Consider the following 15,758-nt stretch of genomic DNA (forward strand, 5'->3'; position numbering starts at 1 on the left):
TCGGTGGCAGCTGATACCAAGGACGGCATGGACGGGACCGAACTGCGAGAAGAGGCCGAGGAGTGCCTGCGCGCCCTCGCCGGCGAGCACGCGCGCCTGCGCGACGACCAGTGGACGGCGATCCACGCGCTGGCCGTCGAACGCAGGCGGGCGCTGGTCGTCCAGCGGACGGGCTGGGGCAAGTCCGCCGTCTACTTCGTGGCCACCCGCCTGCTGCGGCGGCGCGGGGCGGGCCCGACGGTCATCGTCTCGCCGCTGCTGGCCCTGATGCGCAACCAGATCGAGGCCGCCGACCGCGCCGGCATCCACGCCCGGACGATCAACTCCGCCAACGTCGGCGACTGGGACCAGGTGTTCGACGAGGTCGAGCGGGGCGAGGTCGACGTCCTGCTGGTCAGTCCCGAACGGCTCAACAACCCCGACTTCCGCGATCTGGTGCTGCCCAAGCTGGCGGCGGGCGCCGGGCTCGTCGTGGTCGACGAGGCGCACTGCATCTCCGACTGGGGCCACGACTTCCGTCCCGACTACCGGCGCCTGCGCACGCTGTTGTCCGACCTGCCCCCCGGGGTCCCCGTCCTGGCGACCACGGCCACGGCCAACGCGCGCGTCACCCAGGACGTCGCCGAGCAGCTCGCCGAAGACGACGCGCTGGTCCTGCGCGGCGCCCTCGAACGCGAGTCCCTGCACCTGGCGGTCGTGCGGCTGCCGGTGGCCGAGCAGCGCATCGCCTGGCTCGGCGAGCACCTCGACCGGCTGCCCGGCTCGGGGATCATCTACACGCTGACCGTCGCCGCCGCCCACGAGATCGCGGGCTACCTGCGCGACCGCGGCTACGAGGTCGCCGCCTATTCGGGGCAGACCGAGCCCGCCGAACGCCTCCAGGCCGAGCGCGACCTGCACGACAACAAGCTCAAGGCGCTGGTGGCCACCAGCGCCCTGGGCATGGGGTTCGACAAGCCCGACCTGGGCTTCATCGTCCATGTCGGCGCGCCGCAGTCGCCCGTGGCGTACTACCAGCAGATCGGCCGCGCCGGACGCGGCGTCGACCGCGCCGAGGTCATCCTGCTGCCCGGCCTCGAAGACCGCGACATCTGGGCCTACTTCGCCAGCCTGGCCTTCCCGCCCGAACCGATCGTCCGCACCACGCTCGACGTCCTGGCGGGGGCCGGCCGGACGCTGTCCACGAGCGCCCTCGAACCGATGGTCGACCTCGGGCGCGCGCGGCTGGAGATGATGCTCAAGGTCCTGGACGTCGACGGCGCCGTCCGCCGGGTCAAGGGCGGCTGGGTCGCCACCGGCGAAGACTGGTGGTACGACCGCGAGCGCTACGAGCGGGTGGCCGCCGAACGCTCCCGCGAGCAGCGCGCGATGCTCGACTACATTGCCACGACCGACTGCCGCGAGGAGTACCTGCGGCGCCAGCTCGACGACCCCGAGGCCAAGCCGTGCGGGCGCTGCGACAACTGCACCGGCCGCCACTGGCCCGCCGACGTCAGCGCCGAGGGCGCCGAGCAGGCCCGCGACCGGCTGCGCCGTCCCGGCGTCGACCTCACACCGCGCCGCATGTGGCCGACCGGCGTCAAGGACGACCTCGGCGTCTCCGGCCGCATCCCGGCCGGCGTGATGGCCGAGGAAGGACGCGCGCTCGGCCGCCTCACCGACATCGGCTGGGGCAACCGCCTGCGCGAACTGTTCGCCGAGGGCGCCCCCGACACCGAGATCCCCGCCGAGATGTTCGACGCTGTGGTCAAGGTGCTGGCCGCCTGGGGCTGGGAGCGGCGCCCCTCGGGCGTGGTCGCCATCGGCTCCCGCTCACGTCCCCTGCTGGTCGGCAGCCTGGCCCGCCGCATCTCCGAGATCGGCAGGCTGCCCTACCTGGGCGAACTCGTCCCAGTGGGCGAGCCGGTCCCGCGCCGCCACAACAGCGCGCAACGCCTGCAGTCAGTCTGGAACGCCCTCACCCTGCCAACCGAAACCGCCACCGCCGTAGCCGCCGCAGGCGGCCCCATCCTCCTGGTAGACGACCGCGCCGAATCCGGCTGGACGCTGACAGTAGCCGCCAAAACCCTCCGCCAAGCAGGCGCCCCCTCCGTCCTCCCCCTAGTCCTGGCCACCCCCTCCTAACCCAAGCCCACCCACCCCGACGGGCGAGGGCGTTTGTGCCTTGTCTGGGCCGAGCGCATGCGTGGCTGTGTGAGTCGGTCGTGTTTTCGGGGGACCGGGTCGGGTTCGTTTGCGGTCCGGCGGGGGCGCTGGTGTGGGGCGCTCGTGGTCGTTTGGGCTCAGACCAGGTTTGTCGAGACGACGGCGCGTTTGCCCAGGAACGTGCCCAGTTCGTCGGCGGCGGCCTGTAGTGCGGCGGTCTCGGTGGTTTCGAGTGCCCGGAACAGCGCTGCCTTGAGGACGACGTCGTCGGCCCGGGTCGTGCGTTTCCAGCGGCCGGCAACCTGCGAGTCGATCACGATGACGCCGTTGGGCAGGGGGCCGGCTGCCTCTGGTGTCAGGTCGGCAAGGTCGAGCAGGTGCTTGCTCTGCCTGTAGCCGACGATGTACTCGTCGTAGGCCTGCAGCAGTCGTACTGATGGTGACGGCGGCGGCGCGGGGGCCTCCCCCGGTGCGGACCAGTAGGTGATGCCGTCGATGTCGATGCGTTCCAGTGCGTCCCTGGCGAGAGAGAGTCCGGTGATGATGTCGGCGCGTGTGAGGCTGGACCACCACGCCAGATCCTTTGCCGTCGCCGGACCATGGCTGACGAAGAACCGGCGGACCAGTTCGGCCAGCGCCGCCTCACGCTCCAGGCTCGCCGTTGGCGGGACCCGCTCCTCCAGCAGCGCATAGGTGTGCTGCTTGCCCTGCAGCGGGCCGCTGCAGATCACCTGTTCCAGCTCGGCATGGATGAGGATGTAGCCGAGCCGGAACCCCTCGGCGATGATGCCGTGCTTGGCGAGTAACGCCGCGATTTGCTTGCGGGTCAGGTGGTTGCCGTCGGCGACGGCGTCGGCGATCAAGTTTGTGGTGCGGCGCAGCAGCGGACCGTCCAGTTCGCCTCGCCGGTAGGCGTAGCCGTTGAGCGCGTGGACCCGCGGGGCCGTCAGTTCCAGCAACCAGCGCAGGTCGGTTGGGGCCACGAAGTGCCACGTCGGGCGCAGCACATGCGTGCGCAGGATGACACCGTCGTTGAAGGCGCGATCGAGGTCCGCGTTGGTGATGCCGGGGCCGAGCCGCTGGGCAATCGCCCATTTCGCCGGAAGGTAGTCCTGCGACTGCAATCCGCCGAACCAGCCGACCACATCGGCCACGCCGGTGAACGGCCGCGTGCTGCCCAATCCGACGGCATCGATCCGGCGGTGGGCCAGCTCAAGCCCCTCCACCCTCACCGCCGCGGACTCCCGGTCAATGGTCATTCGGATTCCTCCGCCGATCAGCTCGGATCGTACTTTCGCCCACCGACAGAACTCGACGCATCCACACAGACCGGCTGGCGAGCGGTCCCCGCGCGGCTCGGCTCGCCTTCAGCGAACGGGACCAACTCTCGTTCGCCGAATCAGGCTGGGGCGGGGCTTTCGTCGGCCTCGTTTGCGAGTTTGTCGTGGACGTGATGTGGGTGAGCGTCGGGGTGGGGCGTTTGGGGTGATTGTGTGCGTGGGCGTCTGGGGCGGGGCGTTTGCGGGGGACCGGTGGGGTGTTGAGTGGCTGGGGGAGGGGAGTTCGTGTCCCATCCGGGCCAAGGGGGGCTTGGGGGGTCGCTTTTTCGGTCGGGTCGCGCCAAGATCGGGGCAGACCCTGGCGGGCGGTGGGGCCCGCCAGGGTCGTTTTCCGCGCCCGGCTCCGGCGCAGCCGGTGCCGGCGACCGGGCGGGGCTCAGAGTCGCCAGAGCGCGACGACCTGGTTCAGGGAGCTGGTGTAGATCACCCTTGTTCCCGGCCTGGCCTTGGCGTCCAGCGCGATCGAGGTGCTGATCGTCTTTCCGGGGAGCAGGTCCATCGGCGGCAGGTCGGGCTCGATGTCCAGGTAGTTGGCGTTGCCGTCGTTGGGGTCGAGCAGCTTGCCGTCGGGCGTCTTCAGCTTCAGGTACAGCGGGTTGTAGTGCACGGTGCCCTTGAGGGCCTTGAGCCGGACGTTGAACACGGTGAAGGCGCCGCTGTCGGGCGGGAAGGTCTCGTTCACCCCGGGGCCGAGCACCCGGTAGGAGTCCAGGCTGACGATCGCCTTGGAGTCGGCGTCCGGCTTGATCAGGAACTGCTTGCCGACCCGGGTGACCTGGCCGCCGTTCGGATCGGCGAGCTTCTTGGCGCCCTTCTTCAGCACCGAGGTCGGCGCGGCCTTGCCGCGCGAGCGCTTCTTGCCCTTCTTCTTGCCGGACGACGACAGGTCGCAACCGGTGACGACCAGGGCCAGGACCCCGACCAGGAGGACGGCCAGCAGCCGGGGCCGGGTTCCCTGAGTTGAATTCATTGTTCGCTTTCCTCGTGGACGTCGGGGTGCGTGCCGGGAGCGGTTCTCGCCGCGCTCGTGGGCGGCACGTCCGGAATGCCGGACGGCTCCGGGGACGAGAGGGAAGTGTTCTAGAGGTCAGGAAAGGTCGTCTACCTGTTTTCAAGAACATCTTGAGATAAGTTGAGCGGGAAATGTCATCAATTTCCGCTCAGATGGCCTTGGGGTAATTTTGCGAACCGGCCGGACCCGTGGCCGAAGGGAGTAGTACCGTCCAGTGTTCGTGTCTCCCACCAACCCTCGCCCCCTGACCCTCGACGAACTGGTCGAATGCCCGTCCGAGCTGCTGGACACCACGTTCGACCAGCTCAGGACGTTGCTGGTCGTCCATGAGACGGGCTCGGCCCTGCGCGCCGCCCGTGCGCTCGGGCGCGAGCAGTCCAGCGTCCAGAAGCAGCTCGACACGCTCAACCGCAACAGCCAGGCCGTCTGCGGCGAGGTGCTGACCCTCCGCCAGGGCCGGGGCCGCGACTTCCTGTTCACCGAGACCGGCGAGGACACCGTCCGGATGGCGCGCACCACCATCACCCGATGGCTGGACGCCATCCACTGGGGACGCCGCCGGATCGGTCGGATGATCACCGTGGGCACCACGGAGTTCACGCTGCCGATCGTCTCGCGCGCCTGGGATCTGGTCTCCGACGAGCTGCGCCGCCGCGAGGTCGAGTTCAAGGTCGTCCACGTGCGGACCAAGGACATCTGGTCGCGCCTGGAGACCAAGGAGGCCGACCTGATCTGCGGCACGATCGTCAGCACCCCCGAGGGCGACCACCGGCTGCGCGACTACGACGTCGTCGAATACGCGCGGGGACGCGCGATGCTGCTGACCAACCTGCCCGAGGAGGAACTGCCGGGCACGGGCACCGAGACCGGACGGCTGGCGCACCTGCCGCTGGTCGTCCCGTCCGCCGGGCTCGTCGCCGACTACCTGGCCACCTGGTACGGCGCGGGCTTCCGCGACCGCCTCAACATCGTGGCCGAGATCGACGACGTCCACTACGGTCTCTCGCTGCTGCGCTCGGGCTTCGTGCGCGGCTGCATGATCGTCACCGCGTCCATCGGCCGCCGCCGCGCCGGAACCGAGGCACCGGGCGAGCTGCCGCTGCGCGCGCTGGAGCTCCACGACGACCTGGAGCCCAAGGCCGAGCTGATGACCGGCGCCTTCGTCCGCAAGGCCGACCTGGCCCGCTACGACGAGGGTCACCCTCTCAACCGCCTGCCGCGAGGACGCCCGCACCTACGCCCTGACCGAACCGTCCTGCTGAACCGCCCCGCCGGGACGCGCCAACGGCGTTGGCCGGCCCGGGGGTTCGGGGTCAGTTCTTGATCTGGTTGTCGACGATGTCGAGGGAGGGGCGGGCGCCGAGGTGCTGCATGGCCTGGACGGCCAGGCGGCAGCCCGCGGTGAGGGCGTCGGCGGGCTGCTTGCCGTCGAGCCAGGGCGGGAGGAAGCCCGCGACGAAGGCGTCGCCGGCGCCGGTGCCGTCGACGATCTTCTCGATCGGCTCCGCGGCGACGGTGACGGGCTCGGGGCGGCCGTTGGTGTACCACAGGGCCCCGTCGGCGCCGGTCTTGATCACGACCTGGGGGTACCAGGCGGTGAGCACCTTGGCGGCCTGTTCGGGGGTGTCGCGGCCGGTCAGGACCTCGGCCTCGTCGGCGTTGACGCACAGCAGCCGGGCGCCCTGCGTCCACTCCAGGAAGGGCTCGGCGCCCATCCGCTTGAGCGGCGAGGACGAGCCGCCGTCGACCGAGATCGACATCTGGGCCTTGCGGGCCAGGTCGAGGGTGTGGATGGCGGCCTTGCGGGAGCCCTCGTTGATCAGGGAGTAGCCCGAGAGGTGCAGGTGGGTGCCCTGGGTGAAAAGGTCCTTGCAGCGCTCGATGTCCTCGGCCAGCAGAGCGCCGTTGGCGCCCGGGTCCGACAGCATGGTGCGGTCGCCCTTGTGGGTGACCAGGACCACACAGGTACCGGTGGGACGTTCGGAGTCCATCACCAGGCGGGCGTCGACGCCGTACCCCATGAGCTCCATGTCCCGGTTGCGGCCGGCGATGTCGGAGCCTCGGCGGCCGACGAAGGCGACCTCCACCCCTTCGAGGGCGAGCCACGACGCCACATTGGCGCCGGAACCGCCGCCATGGGTCGTCACGGCCGCCGGGGTGTCGCTGCCTTTGGCCAGGGGGTAGGCAGCCCGAGCGATGGTGTCGGACATCAAGTCGCCAACCACGACCACGCGCGTCATGGGAGTCATCACCTCGATCAACACGGCCCGCGTGAGCGGCATTCTGGGCGTTGCTCGACGGTAACAGCTCTTGACCCTCGATAAGGTCTCGAACGCGCAGCGAAACCAGAGAACACGGCTTTTCTGCTCCGGTGGGGGCCGGTCGGAGCGCAGGGCCTACGCTCGGATACGTGACCGAGGGGTATCCGGATCATTGGGAGGCCGACGTCGTCCTCACCGACGGCGGGACGGCCCACCTGCGTCCCATCCGGAGCGAGGACGCCGGGCTGCTGCGCGCCTTCTACGCCCGGCTCTCCCCCGAATCGATCTACTACCGCTTCTTCTCGCCGAGGCCGACGCTCTCGGACAAGGAGATCGCGCATCTGACGACCGTCGACCACGACCGGCGGGTCGGGCTGATCGCCACGATCGCCGGGGAGATGATCGCGGTGGTGCGCTACGACCGGCTGAAGGACCGGCCGGGCACGGCCGAGGTGGCGTTCTTGGTCGAGGACGCCCATCAGGGTCGGGGCGTGGGCGCCGTCCTGCTGGAGCACATCGCGGCGGCGGCGCGCGAGCGGGGCCTGCACCGGTTCGTGGCCAGCGTCCTGCCCGACAACCGCAGGATGACGCGGGTCTTCCGGGAGGCGGGCTACTCGGCCGAGCAGAGCTTCGAGGATGGCGTGATCGAGCTGGTCCTCGACCTGGAGCCGACCGAGACCTCGGTGGAGGTCATGGCCGCGCGCGAGCACCGGGCCGAGTCGCGTTCGATCCAGCGGCTGCTGTTCCCGCGCTCGGTGGCGGTGGTCGGGGCGAGCCGCGCGGAGCACAGCGTGGGGCAGACCGTCCTGCGGAACCTGCTCGGCGGGGATTTCACCGGCCCGGTCTACCCCGTTCACCCGACCGCGACGGCCGTGGCGGGCGTCCGGGCCTACGCGTCGGTGCTCGACATCCCGGACGACATCGACCTCGCCGTCGTCGCGGTGCGCGCGCTGGCCGTCCACGAGGTGGTCGAGCAGTGCGCGGGCAAGGGCGTGCGCGCGCTCGTGGTCGTCTCGTCCGGATTCGGCGAGACGGGGGCGGAGGGACGGGCCCGTCAGGAGGAGCTCGTCCGGCTGGCGCGGGCCTACGGGATGCGGGTCGTCGGCCCGAACTGCCTGGGCATCGCCAACACCGACGCCGACGTCCGGCTGAACGCGACGCTGGCCCCGACCATGCCTGGACGCGGCCCGGTCGGGTTCTTCTCGCAGTCGGGGGCGCTCGGCATCGCGATCCTCCAGCGGACGGCCGAGCGGGGCCTCGGCCTGTCGACCTTCGTCTCGGCGGGCAACCGGGCCGACGTGTCGGGCAACGACCTGATGCAGTACTGGGAGGAGGATCCGGCGACGCGGGCCGTCCTGCTCTATCTGGAGTCGCTGGGCAACCCGCGCAAGTTCGCGCGGCTGGCCCGGCGGCTGAGCCGCAAGAAGCCGATCGTGGCGGTCAAGAGCGGCCGCAGCACCCAGGGCGTCCCGCTGGGGCACGCCGCGCGGGCGCTCAGCCTGCCCGACCACGCGGTCAGCGCGCTGTTCGCCCAGGCCGGGGTGATCCGGGTGGAGGACCTCTCGGAGCTGTTCGACGTCGCGCAGCTGCTGGCCTATCAGCCGCTGCCCGCCGGCGACCGGATCGCGATCATCGACAACTCCGACTCGCTCGGCCTGCTGGCGCAGGACGCCGCCGTCGCGCTGGGCCTCCAGGTGCGGCCGCCGGTCGACCTCGGCCCGGGGGCGGGCGCGGAGGAGTACGAGGCCGCGCTGGCCGACGCGTTGAACGACGACGCGGTGGACGCGGTCGTGGCGCTGTTCACCCCGCCGACCATCGGCGGCTACGACGTCCGGGTCCCCGAGCGGATCCTGCGCAAGGCCGCCAGCGGCGCCAAGCCGATCGTGGCGACCTATCTCGGGCACAAGGGCATGCCGGAGGAGCTGCGGATCACCGCGCCGGACGGTTCGGCCGCCGAGGGGTCGATCCCGTCCTACCCGGCCCCCGAAGACGCCGTCCGGGCGCTGGCCTACGTGATCCGCTACGCCCAGTGGCGGCAGCGCCCGCCCGGACGCGTCCCCGACCTGCCGGACGTCGACCGCAAGCGCGCGCGGGCCCTGGTGGCGGAATGGGTGGCGGACGGCGATCCCGGCGAGGCGTCCCCCGAACAGGCCGCCGAACTGCTGGCCTGCTACGGCATCGCGGTGGACGCCACCGCCGAGGGCGGCGTCCCCACCCGCATCGTGACCAGCGAAGACCCGTCGTTCGGCGCGGTGATCTCCTTCGGCCTCGCCGACGAGACGGCCGCCCTCCTGGACGACCGCGCCTACCGCCTGACCCCGCTGACCGACGTCGAGGCCGCCGAGCTCGTCCGGGCGATCCGGACGGCGCCGCTCCTGATGGGCCACCGCGGCGCCGAGCCCGTGAATCTGGCGTCCCTGGAAGATCTGCTCCTGCGTGTGGCGCGCCTGGGCGACGACCTGCCCGAGGTCGCCCGCCTGGAGCTCAACCCCGTTCACGCGGACCCCAAGGGCGCCTCCGTGTCCCGGGTCTCGCTGCGCCTGGCGCGCCCCCTGGGGCCCCGTCCCGAACTGGGCCCCCGGCGCCTTCCCTGACCCCGGTTACTGGGCCGGAGGCGGCGTCTCGGGCTCTGGACCTGGCGGGATGGGGTCGGGGGCCGGTCCCGGCGGGATCGGGCCCGGCTGTGGCGCGGGGGGCTGGGGAGGCGGCACCAGCGGCTCGGGCTGGGGCGCCGGATCCGGCGTGGGCGGCGGGACGGGCGGCGGTCCTGGCAGCGGATCTCTGCTTTCCATGCTGACCTCGTACCCCGGGTGGGAGGGGAATGACCATGCCCCGGAAATACGGCGTTCGGAGCACGTCGTGTGCGCGGGCCGCCCCGGACAGGGCAAGATGAGGACCATGAGGGAAACCCGAGCGACTGCTCACGGGTTGCGCACGGCGATCGAGCGCAGCGGTTACTACCCGGCCCTGGTCGCGGACGCGGTCGAGTCGGCGATCGGTGACGAGAGGGTGCTGGCCTACGTCGTGCACCACGAGGCGACGTTCGACCCGGCCATGGAGGTGCGGCGGCACGTCACGGTGCTCGTCCTGTCCCCGACGCGGCTGCTGGTCTGCCACACCGACGAGCACCCGCCGGGGGAGGGCATGGCCCAGGCCCACGCGTCCACCACGACCGAGGCCGTCAAGATCGAGCGGGTCCAGTCCGTGGCGGTGACCCGGGTCGTCCCGGATCCGGCCTCGTACGTCCCCGGCGTGCCGCCCACCGAGGTCGTGCTGACCATCGGCTGGGGCGCGATCGCGCACATCGACCTCGAACCCGCCACCTGCGGCGACGAGAACTGCGAGGCCGACCACGGCTACACCGGCAGCGTGACCGCCGACGACCTGTCGCTGCGCGTCAGCGAGGCCGCCGACGGCGCCGACGCCGTGGGCCATGTGCTGGCCTTCGCCGAGGCGCTGTCGACCGCCACGGCGCGGTGACCCCGCCGCCGGTCCCGCGCTACGGCGCGGGCGCGCTGGCCGACCTGCCCGGCTCGATCCTGGCCTCGCTGGGCGTCCCCGGCGCGCGCAACGTGCTGGAGCTGCCCGCGCTGCCCCGGGTCTGCCTGCTGATCGTCGACGGTCTGGGCTGGGAGCTGCTGCGCGCCCACCCCGACGACGCGCCGTACCTGAACTCGCTGCGCGGCGGGCCGATCACGGCGGGCTTCCCCGCCACGACCGTCACCAGCCTCGGCTCGCTGGCCACCGGGCTCCCGCCCGGCGGCCACGGGCTGCTGGGCGTCCAGGTGGCGCACGAGGGGCGGCTGTTCAACTGCCTGCGCTGGCGGGACGAGACCGTCGACCCCGAGGTGTTCCAGCCCGCGCCCACCGTCTACGGGCGCGCCGCCGCCGACGGCGTCGAGGTCTCCTACGTCTCGCTGGGCATGTACGAGGGCAGCGGCCTGACCCACGCGACCAGCCGGGGCGCCACCTACGTCCCGGCCAACGGGATGGGCCAGCTCGTGGGACGCGCCGAGCACGCCCTGGCCCAGGGCGAGCGCGCGTTCGTCACCGTGTACCACGCCGACCTGGACGCCACCGGCCACCAGCGCGGCGTCCACTCCCGCGACTGGCGTCACCACCTGCGGTTCGTCGACCTGCTGGCCGAGCAGCTCACCGCCGTCCTGCCCCCGGGGACGGCGCTCTACATCACCGCCGACCACGGCATGGTCGACCCCACCGAGCGCATCGACGCCGACACCACGCCCGGCCTCCGCGACGGGGTGGCCCTGCTCGGCGGCGACGCCCGGTGCCGCTACGTCTACGCCGAACCGGGCGCCGAGGCCGACGTCCTGGCCGCCTGGGCCGAGACGCTCGGCGACCGCGCCTGGGTCTACCCGCGCGCCGAGGCCGTCGCGGCGGGCTGGTTCGGCCCGGTGACCCCCGGCCACCTGCCGCGCATCGGCGACGTCATCGCCGTGCCCCACGCCGACCTCGCCATCACCGCCTCCACCCAGGAGCCCTGGCTGGACGCCATGATCGGCATGCACGGCTCCCTGGTCCCCGCCGAACTCCTCGTCCCCCTCCTCGCGGTCACCCGCGCGTAACGGGTTTGCGGGGCTCGCAACGGGCGCCGGTCGTGAAACACGCCGTACCTGGCCAGGGGCCTAGACTGCGCAGACGTGACGAACGTTCCTCCGCCCCTCCCTAATCCGGGCGACCGGGGTCAGACTGGCGATGTGCATCCACTCATCGACGTCCCCGCACTGTCCCGGCTCCTCGATGGGCCGACGGCCCCGACCCTGCTGGACGTCCGCTGGCATCTGGCCGGCCCCCCGGGTGTGGAGTCCTACCGCCGGGGCCATCTGCCCGGGGCCGCGTTCGTCGACCTTGACAGCGACGTGGCCGGGCCACCGGGGGAGGGCGGACGCCACCCGCTGCCCCCGGCGGCCGACTTCGAGGAGGCCATGCGCCGCGCGGGCGTGTCGGCGGGCCGTCCGGTCGTGGTCTACGACGACGCCGATTCCACGGCCGCCGCGCGGCTGTGGTGGACGCTCCGCTACTTCGGCCACGGCCACGTCCGGGTGCTCGACGGCGGCCACCGCGCCTGGACCAAGGCGGGCAAGCCCGTCACCCGCGACGAACCCGAGATCAAGCCCGGTGACTTCGCCGCCAGACCCGGCGGACTGCCGATCCTCGACGCGGGCGGCGCCGCCGACCTCGCCAAGGCCGGGGTCCTGCTGGACGCCCGCGCCGCCGAGCGCTACCGGGGCGAGACCGAGCCGGTCGACCCGGTGGCCGGCCACATCCCGGGCGCCGTCAACGCCCCCACGCTCCACAACGTCGGGGTCGACGGCCGCTTCCTGCCCCCGGAGATCCTCCGCGACCGCTTCGCCAAGCTCGGCGCCACCGACGCGGTCGACGTCGGCGCCTACTGCGGCTCCGGTGTGACCGCCGCCCACGAGATCCTCGCGCTCAACCTCGCGGGCATCCCCGCGGCGCTCTACGTCGGCTCCTGGTCCCACTGGATCACCGACCCCGACAACCCGATAGCGACCGACGACTAAACGCCGAAGCACAGGAAGCCCATCGTGCCCGGCGTTCGGGGTACGGAGGCCAGAGCCCGGGCGGGGGAGAGGCCCGTGGCCAGGGCGGTGTGGAAGGCGGTCATGAAGGCCGCCGTCTCCTTGTCGTGGACGGGGGCGACGCCTGCGATCACCGTGGCAGTGCCGAGCGCCAGCAGGACGCCCGCCATGCCGAGCACGGCGTCGCCCTCCTGGGAACGGCCCAGGTCGCAGGCCGACAGGACGACCGTGTGCGGTGGAGTCGCGAGCTGTTCCAGGTCGTAGACGAGCAGGGGGCCGCCGGTCAGGCGCAGGCGGGAGAACAGGGCGCCGTCCTCGCGGAACTCGCCGTGGGCCGCGAGATGGGCGAGTGCGGCGCCGTCGAGCGCGTCCCGGACGTCCTCGGCGGCGGTAGGCGTGACCGCGTGGGGGTAGAGCGCCCGGAGTGCGTCGATCTCGTCCCCCGAATGCTCCAGGTCGGGACCCGCGACCAGGACCGTCCGGCCGGACGCGGCGGGACGGGCGCTCGCGCGCAGCCACGCGGCGGCCGAGGGGACGACCGTGACCGGGCGTCCGGCCAGCGACGGGAGCGCCGCCCAGGGCAGGGCGTGCAGCGACCCGGTCGGCGCGATCACCAGGTCGCCCTCGTCCGGGACGCGCCTGAGGAGCAGCTCGTCCAGGTATGCGGCGTTCGGTGGCGATTCGCCCCGGCGGAGCGCGAACTGGAGTTTGCGCAGTTCGTTGTCGGCCTCGGCGTACGAGCAAAGGTGGTGGCGGCGCGGTCGGTTTCCTTGGACGGTCACCGCGTGCAACTCCGGACCGACCCTGACCAGCTCGAACAGCACCCGGTCGCCGAGCGCTGCGCTCAGAGCAGGGATGCCGGGCCACGCGCTTCGACCCGGGTCCGGCGACCTGCGCAAGGTGCGGGCGCGGACCGTCGCCTCCAACGCGGCCAGGCGATCGGCGAGTGCTCGGGACGGCCGGCCCCGGGCGATCTCGGCCGTGTGCCGGGAACTGACCGACCGCAGTTCGCGCAGCGCCGCCGCCTGCTCGGGGTCCGACGGCGGCCGGACGGCGGCGGGACGGGCCACGGCGCGGCGCCGCTCCTCGGCGGTCAGCAGCTCGCGGGCCGAGCGGGCCAGCCGCAGCCCCAGCTCGGCCAGCTCGGCGCCCCGTCCCGCCGCCCTGGCCCGCAGCTCCTGCGCGCCGAAGATCTCGGCATGCTCCTCGATGATCGTCAGGCCCGACCAGATCGCGGCCTGGGCGCCGCGCCGGTCGCCGCGCGACCAGCGCTCCAGCGCGGCGGCGTGCCATGCCGAGGCCCGCAGCGCGGCCGGGCCGCGGATCGTCCGGACGGCCAGGAGATGCCCGGCCGGACGTCCCAGGGCCAGCGCCACCCGGGCGGCGATGATCCGTGCCTCGGCCGACGCCTCCGTCCAGCCGCCCCGGTCCAGGCGGTCGGCGGTGGCCACGGCGGTCCGCAGGAAGATCGGCGACCGGTCGCCGGAGGCCCAGCGGGCGCGCAGGAGCAGGTGCTCGGCCAGCAGCATCCAGCCCGTCCGCTCCTGCGCGGCGAACGCCGCCCGGGCCCGTTCGGCGGACAGGGCCGCGCGCTCGGGGTCGCCGTCGGCCAGCTCGGCATGGGCGAGCAGGAACAGCCCGTCGGCCACGTCGCACCCGTATCCGAGGGCGTCGGCGTCCCGCAGCGCGCGGGCCAGCAGTGGACGCGCCTCCCGGGGAAGTCCCGCCTGGATCAGCGCCTCGGCCTGGTCGAGGCGGCACTGGTTCAGCCGCTCCCCGGTCAGGGCCGACTCGGCGTCCTCGAAGAGCTGGAGCGCCCGGGGGACGTCCCCGCTCCGGGCCACGAGCCATGCCAGGTTGCCGCGCGCCATCGCGTTCTGGTGCGGGAGCCCGTCGCTGGCCGCGACCGCCTCTGTCAGCGCGGCCTCGGCGGGCCCGAGGCTGCCCTGGAAGGCGCGGGCCAGGCCCAGGTTGAGCAGCAGCCCCGTAAGCGTGACCGGGTCGCGCCCGTCGCGCAGCCGGGGGAGGGCCTTGGCCGCGATCGCCTCGGCTTCGGGAAGGCGCCCGGCCCGTGCCAGCGCGCACGCCTTGTTGGCCGCGAGACGCGCGGCGTCCAGGCCGTCCAGGACCTCCTCGGCCTTGGCCGCCTCGGACATGGCACCTCCCAGGTCGCCCTGGGCCGCGAGAAGACCCACGAGGTTCATCCGTACCTGCGCGGCCTCACGTCCCGTTGCCAGTTCCAAAGCGCGCTTGAGCAATGCCAAGCCCTCGGTCAGCAACCCCAGCTCCTTGGCGGCCAGCCCCGCGGCGCGAAGCCGGGTGACACTGGCCGGGCCGTCCAGCGCCCGGGTGTAGGCGGCCCCGGGGTCGACGGCCGCGAGATGCAGCAAGGACTCGCTCATACGCGCGCCCAGCTCGTGACGACCGACGTCCCGTCCGGAAGGTCGAGCACCAGGCTCATCAGCCCCGCCCTCACATACGGGAAGGCGAACTGACCGGCGGCGTCCGCGCTCGTCGTCGGCGGTTCCGCCACCGGGTCCGGATGCCTCATCCGGACGCGGGCGGGCACCGGGGGAGACAGGCGTCCGGCGATACCGCCGCCGCCGATCTCGATCTCGACCTTCACCCCTGCCCCGGTGAAGATCAGCCGCGTGGGCCCGGCACCGCGCACGCCCTCGGCGCCCACCCGCTCGCAGGTCAGATCGATCAGCGCCGCGCCGCGCAACCGCGAGCGCAGCGCCGCGCGCCCCGACGCGATCACCTCGTCCGGGACTGGGTCGAGCCGGTCGAAGGCCGCGCGGACCTGGGCCACGAGCTCGTCCTCGGTCATCGCGCGAGCCTCCGTCGCAGCGACTCCAGACACCGCGCCCGGGTCGGGCCGACGCTGCCGACGGGGATCTCCAGCGCCGCCGCCGCCTCGGCGTAGCTCGGCGCCAGCGCGAAGATCCTCAGCAGCGCCTGGCAGCGGCGGGGCAGCGAATGCAACGCCGCCGCGACCCGCCCGAGCCGCTCGCGCGCGATCACCACCCGCTCCGGGGCCTCCGACGGCGAATCGGGGACGGTGCCGAGCAGTTCGCGCCCCCGTCTGGACGCCAGGCGCAGGCTCTCGCGGCGCGCGGTGACCGTCAGCCAGCCGCCCGCCGCGCCCGGGTCGTCCAGCCCGTCGATCCGCTCGACCAGCCGCAGCCAGGCGGTCTGGACGACGTCCATCGACTCGGCGTCGTCCAGACCGTAGGACCGGGCGATCGACCACAGCAGCCCGCTGTACCGCTCGACCAGCCGTCCCCAGGCCGCGCCGTCGCCGTCCCGTGCCGCGACGATCAGCTCGGCCGTGTCGTCTTGCAGGGCCATCCGCGTCTCCTTGGAGGCCCCCCGCTGGCCACGACCCTAGAAGCCGGGGGCCCCGCGCGGAACGGGTGGTTACCGCTTCGCGTCC

12 protein-coding genes are annotated in these 15,758 nt (G+C 72.8%); 6 read left to right on the forward strand and 6 right to left on the reverse strand.

Features of this window, described 5'->3' with window-relative positions; genetic code table 11:
• The first annotated feature begins 27 nt into the window (after nucleotides 1–27).
• On the forward strand, nucleotides 28–2,124 hold the full coding sequence (locus tag ACQPY4_RS12690) for a RecQ family ATP-dependent DNA helicase (RefSeq protein ID WP_433335758.1): 2,097 nt from the start codon (nucleotides 28–30) through the stop codon (nucleotides 2,122–2,124).
• 158 nt (nucleotides 2,125–2,282) lie between these two features.
• Here ACQPY4_RS12690 and ACQPY4_RS12695 read toward each other — a convergent pair whose 3' ends face one another.
• Entirely contained in the window at nucleotides 2,283–3,404 is a 1,122-nt protein-coding gene (locus ACQPY4_RS12695) for a winged helix DNA-binding domain-containing protein (protein WP_433335760.1), read from the reverse strand.
• A 457-nt stretch (nucleotides 3,405–3,861) separates the two neighbouring features.
• On the reverse strand, nucleotides 3,862–4,455 hold the full coding sequence (locus ACQPY4_RS12700; protein WP_433335762.1) for a hypothetical protein: 594 nt from the start codon (nucleotides 4,453–4,455) through the stop codon (nucleotides 3,862–3,864).
• 262 nt (nucleotides 4,456–4,717) lie between these two features.
• Between ACQPY4_RS12700 and ACQPY4_RS12705 the strand changes: the two genes are divergently transcribed.
• Entirely contained in the window at nucleotides 4,718–5,821 is a 1,104-nt protein-coding gene (locus ACQPY4_RS12705) for a LysR family transcriptional regulator (protein WP_433335764.1), read from the forward strand.
• Here ACQPY4_RS12705 and ACQPY4_RS12710 read toward each other — a convergent pair.
• Nucleotides 5,811–6,737, reverse strand: a complete 927-nt coding sequence (locus ACQPY4_RS12710) for a carbohydrate kinase family protein (protein WP_433335766.1) — start codon at nucleotides 6,735–6,737, stop codon at nucleotides 5,811–5,813. The genes ACQPY4_RS12705 and ACQPY4_RS12710 overlap by 11 nt on opposite strands.
• Before the next feature lie 170 nt (nucleotides 6,738–6,907).
• On the opposite strand from ACQPY4_RS12710, the gene ACQPY4_RS12715 reads away from it, so the two are divergent.
• From ACQPY4_RS12715 to ACQPY4_RS12730, 4 genes are all read left to right on the forward strand, one after another.
• Nucleotides 6,908–9,352 carry a GNAT family N-acetyltransferase gene (locus ACQPY4_RS12715; RefSeq protein WP_433335768.1) on the forward strand — a complete coding sequence of 815 codons (2,445 nt, stop codon included), beginning with the start codon at nucleotides 6,908–6,910 and terminating at the stop codon, nucleotides 9,350–9,352.
• A 304-nt stretch (nucleotides 9,353–9,656) separates the two neighbouring features.
• Entirely contained in the window at nucleotides 9,657–10,238 is a 582-nt protein-coding gene (locus ACQPY4_RS12720) for a DUF5998 family protein (protein WP_433335770.1), read from the forward strand.
• A complete protein-coding gene (locus tag ACQPY4_RS12725) occupies nucleotides 10,235–11,344 on the forward strand; it encodes an alkaline phosphatase family protein (protein ID WP_433335772.1) in 1,110 nt (369 codons plus the stop codon). The genes ACQPY4_RS12720 and ACQPY4_RS12725 overlap by 4 nt, the downstream gene beginning before the upstream one ends.
• A 132-nt stretch (nucleotides 11,345–11,476) precedes the next feature.
• Nucleotides 11,477–12,304 (forward strand): sulfurtransferase, encoded by an 828-nt coding sequence (locus ACQPY4_RS12730; RefSeq protein WP_433335774.1) that lies wholly within the window; start codon nucleotides 11,477–11,479, stop codon nucleotides 12,302–12,304.
• Here the strand turns inward: ACQPY4_RS12730 and ACQPY4_RS12735 are convergent.
• Genes ACQPY4_RS12735 through ACQPY4_RS12745 form a run of 3 tightly spaced genes read right to left on the reverse strand, consistent with a single transcriptional unit; the run spans nucleotide 12,301 to nucleotide 15,673 of the window.
• Nucleotides 12,301–14,724: a CHAT domain-containing protein gene (locus tag ACQPY4_RS12735; RefSeq protein ID WP_433335776.1), complete on the reverse strand. Its 2,424-nt coding sequence runs from the start codon at nucleotides 14,722–14,724 to the stop codon at nucleotides 12,301–12,303. The two genes, ACQPY4_RS12730 and ACQPY4_RS12735, sit on opposite strands and share 4 nt — an antisense overlap.
• Complete coding sequence (locus ACQPY4_RS12740) at nucleotides 14,721–15,152, reverse strand: hypothetical protein (protein ID WP_433335778.1); 432 nt, start codon at nucleotides 15,150–15,152, stop codon at nucleotides 14,721–14,723. Before ACQPY4_RS12740 ends, ACQPY4_RS12735 begins: the two co-directional genes overlap by 4 nt.
• Nucleotides 15,149–15,673: an RNA polymerase sigma factor gene (locus tag ACQPY4_RS12745; protein ID WP_433335780.1), complete on the reverse strand. Its 525-nt coding sequence runs from the start codon at nucleotides 15,671–15,673 to the stop codon at nucleotides 15,149–15,151. The genes ACQPY4_RS12740 and ACQPY4_RS12745 overlap by 4 nt, the downstream gene beginning before the upstream one ends.
• Nucleotides 15,674–15,758 lie beyond the last annotated feature (85 nt).

The sequence above is a fragment of the Spirillospora sp. CA-294931 genome, assembly GCF_050946795.1.
Taxonomy (GTDB): domain Bacteria; phylum Actinomycetota; class Actinomycetes; order Streptosporangiales; family Streptosporangiaceae; genus Spirillospora.